This window comes from Thermogutta sp. (assembly GCF_014359955.1).
Classification (GTDB): Bacteria; Planctomycetota; Planctomycetia; order Pirellulales; family Thermoguttaceae; genus Thermogutta.
The window spans coordinates 1-3,726 of record NZ_JACIYL010000442.1 but is presented as its reverse complement, the minus strand read 5'-3'; the positions used below and the strand labels follow the sequence as shown (position 1 = coordinate 3,726).

Genomic DNA, 3,726 nt, shown 5'->3' with positions numbered 1-3,726 from the left:
CCCGACCGGTTATCGCGTGCCATCCGGGGCAACGGCAAGGTTGTGACGGCTAAAGCCTTCACGAAAAAGCGGCGATGAATCGCCGCACTCCATATGGAGTGCGGGGCTTTAGCCCCGCTTTCCCCGCGGGACTTCAGCCCCCGAGGAAAGACAATGGATCAGCCGACGTTAAATGGCGGAGGCGACAAGCACGTCCCTCCGAAAAAAACGGACCTGACAAGCAGGTCCCTCCGAGGGATGCTCCGCCGAGAAAAACCGGGGATGGGCTCAACAATGCCCCCGATTGAGCGTCGGACCATATAATCGAAGGTATGAGCGCGATTGAAATCCGCAATCTGTCGAAGACCTACAGGGTCAACCGAAAGAAGGAAGGCCTTTGGGCGGCCGTCCGCGGCCTTTTGCGCCCGGAGTACGAAGTCATTCACGCCGTCCGATCGATCAGCCTCACGGTGGAACGGGGTGAATTCGTCGCGTTCCTCGGCCCCAATGGCGCAGGAAAGACAACCACCCTCAAGCTGCTGTCGGGAATCATCACCCCCACTGCGGGGACGGCCACCGTGCTCGGCCACGTGCCCTGGAAACGGGAAAATGCCTACCGGCGGCGATTCGCCCTCGTGATGGGTCAGAAAAACCAGTTATGGTGGGATCTGCCGGCCGCCGAGTCTTTCCGCCTGCATCAGCAAATCTATCAAATTCCGCCCGACCAATTCACCCGCACCCGTGATGAATTGACGGACATGCTGGGCGTTCGGCATCTCATTCACCGGCCGGTGCGGGAACTTTCCCTGGGCGAGCGGATGAAGATGGAACTCATTGCGGCTCTCCTGCACTCGCCCGAAGTATTATTCCTCGACGAACCGACGATCGGGCTCGACGTGGTAGCCCAGTACACTATCCAGCAGTTCTTGCGGGAGTACCAGGCCCAGAAGAAGACCACCGTCATCCTGACCAGCCACTACATGAAGGATGTGGCGGCTTTGTGCCGAAGGGTCGTGGTGATTTTCGATGGTCGCATCATTTATGACGGCTCGCTGAGCAGTCTCGTCGATCATCTGGGGGCGTACAAGATCATCACGATCCGCTTTGCCAATGGCACGCCAGACGGCGATCTGGCGCGATTCGGCCAGGTCATCCTGAGGGAGCCGCCGCGGATCAAGCTGCGGGTGCCACGGACCGAGGCTACGGAAATCGTGCGCGCCATCCTCGCGCAGTACGCCGCCGAGGACGTCAGCGTCGAGGACCCGCCCCTGGAGGAGTTGATCGCCACGTTGTTCACCTCGGCCCACCGCACGGCGGAAGAATCGCTGGTTCCCACCCCCCTGCATTCGGTAGATCATTAATAGTTGCGGTCCAACCCCAGCATGTGCTGCTAACCGATCAGGTCATCGATGAGCACAGTTGTCCTCGACAGCAATCCGGTTCCCCAACGAATCCTCGGGCGATGCCGCCTCTGGGCAACCATTCTGCGGATCAGCATCCAGGAGCGGATCGTCTATCGGGGGGACTTTATGCTGGGCACGCTCATGCGTTTTCTGCCCATCGTCACACAGATGTTCCTCTGGGCCGCCGTTTTCGCGGCAGCACCCGGTCATTCCGGCGGGGACACGCGAATCGTCGGCTATCGTTACCAGGATATGGTGGCCTATTACCTTCTGACGATGCTGAGTCGGGCGTTTTCCAGCATGCCGGGTCTGGCCTCCGGCATCACCCGCGAAATTCGCGAAGGCGGCATCAAGAAATTTCTTATTCAGCCGATTGGACTGCTGGAGTTTTTATTTTTCTATCGTGTTGCCCATAAACTCGTCTATTACAGCATCGCCGCGGTTCCGTTTGCCGTTGTCTTTTATCTCTGTCGCGGATTTTTTCTCCACACGCCGCACGGCTGGGAATGGGCCGCCTATATTGCTTCTTTGATACTGGCCTTTCTTCTGGGATTTTTCCTCGAAGCCACCATCGGCCTATTGGGATTCTGGTTTCTGGAAGTCAGCTCCCTTTTATTCATTTATATGCTTTTGAGCTTTTTCTTTTCCGGACACATGTTTCCCATTGATATGCTGCCACAACCGTTTTACACCATTGTGCGGATGATCCCGCTGCAGTATCTCGCCTATTTTCCGAGTGCCGTCTTTCTGGGAAAAGTTCAGGGTGAGGAGCTGGTGATGGGACTGCTGGTTCAGGCGGCCTGGGTGGTCACCTTTATGGTGCTTGCCAAGATCACACTCCAGCGCGGCCTCAAGCGGTACAGCGGCTTTGGAGGTTGACCGTGACTTCCCTGCGACAGTACCTCCTGGTCTTCGGCACCTTTGCCCGGAACAGCCTCATTCGGGACATGACTTTCCGCGCCAATTTTATCATCGAATTCTTTTCTTCTCTTTCCTGGGTGTTTATGAACCTGGGTTTTTATATTCTCATTTTTCGATACACGCCGTCCCTGGGAGTCGGCACCGGATGGGGCAAATACGAGTTTTTTGCCTTCACCGGCACGGGCCTGATGATCAACAGCCTGGCCGCCATGCTCTTTATGACAAACGCCGACAATTTTGGCAATTTCGTCCGCCAGGGGAACCTGGATTTTCTTCTCCTCAAGCCGATTGACACACAGTTTATTGTTTCACTGCAAAGGATCGAGTGGTCGTCCTCGGGAAATTTTTTCGTCGGGCTGCTTTTGCTGCTCTATTCATTGAGGCAGATGAATTACGTCCCTTCCGCCGTGACAATTACCCTTTATATTGTTTATATGATTTGCGGCTTACTCATCCTGTATTCACTCATGTTCATGATGGCGTCCACCAGTGTGTGGCTCGGGCGGAACGAAACACTCTTCGATTTCTGGTTCTATATCGTGAACTTTGCACGGTACCCCATGGAAATCTACGAAGGTCGTTTCGGCCGACCGTTCCGCTGGTTTTTCACGTTCATCATCCCCGTTCTGGTGGCGGTGAACGTCCCGGCTCGCTTCATCGCCCGGCCCCTCAAACCGCAAACAGTGCAGGATTGGGCGCTGGCGGGATTCACGATCGTGGCCACCGTTGTGATGCTTGTGCTCTGTCGGCTGGTCTTTCTTGCTGCCCTCCGCAGCTATCGCAGCGCCAGCAGTTAGACGGCCATCAATCCCTGCCATCAAGCACTGCGGGAAGGTTGTTTGGCGCGGGAAAGCGCAAGATCACCGGTGGGTGGGGTGGCGATGGCAAAACCCAATGGCGACAGGTCGGCGGCCCTTTGCGCTTCCCTCTCGGATGCTATTGTGCTACTGTTCGGCCTGGGGAGCGGGTAGAATAGCTCGTTCGGTCATTGACAGCATTGATGGGCATGCAGGAACGCTGAGAAGGACGTCACAACCTATGAGACTGGCCTACAGCAGTAACGCTTACACGCGATTTTCTTTCGCGGAGACGGCTGCCCGCATCGCCTCCCTGGGATACGAGGGGCTGGAGCTTCTCGCGGATGTTCCCCACGCCTGGCCGCTCAGTTTACTCCCGGCGGATGTGGACCGGCTGCGCAGCATTCTCCAGGAGCATCACCTCCATATTTCCAACATCAACGCGTTCATGATGCGGGGCGTCACCGACGTCCGGCAACCATACTGGCACCCGTCGTGGATCGAGCCGGATCCTTTCTATCGGGCAATCCGCCGCGAACACACCCTCCGAGCGCTTCGTCTGGCGGCTGATCTGGGCGCACCGGGAATCCAGACGGAGCCGGGAGGGCCTTTACCACCGGGCATGA

4 protein-coding genes are annotated in these 3,726 nt (G+C 57.0%); all 4 read left to right on the top strand.

What is annotated here, in order from left to right:
• Nucleotides 1-311 precede the first annotated feature (311 nt).
• Nucleotides 312-1,340, top strand: coding sequence for an ABC transporter ATP-binding protein (locus H5U08_RS12750; protein ID WP_297033653.1), 1,029 nt, complete (start codon nt 312-314; stop codon nt 1,338-1,340).
• A 48-nt stretch (nt 1,341-1,388) separates the two neighbouring features.
• Entirely contained in the window at nt 1,389-2,261 is an 873-nt protein-coding gene (locus H5U08_RS12745) for an ABC-2 family transporter protein (RefSeq protein ID WP_297033650.1), read from the top strand.
• Between the two features lie 2 nt (nt 2,262-2,263).
• Nucleotides 2,264-3,100 carry an ABC-2 family transporter protein gene (locus H5U08_RS12740; protein ID WP_297033647.1) on the top strand — a complete coding sequence of 279 codons (837 nt, stop codon included), beginning with the start codon at nt 2,264-2,266 and terminating at the stop codon, nt 3,098-3,100.
• Nucleotides 3,101-3,341: 241 nt separating this feature from the next.
• The coding region (locus tag H5U08_RS12735; protein ID WP_297033644.1) for a TIM barrel protein at nt 3,342-3,726 on the top strand (385 nt) is incomplete at its 3' end.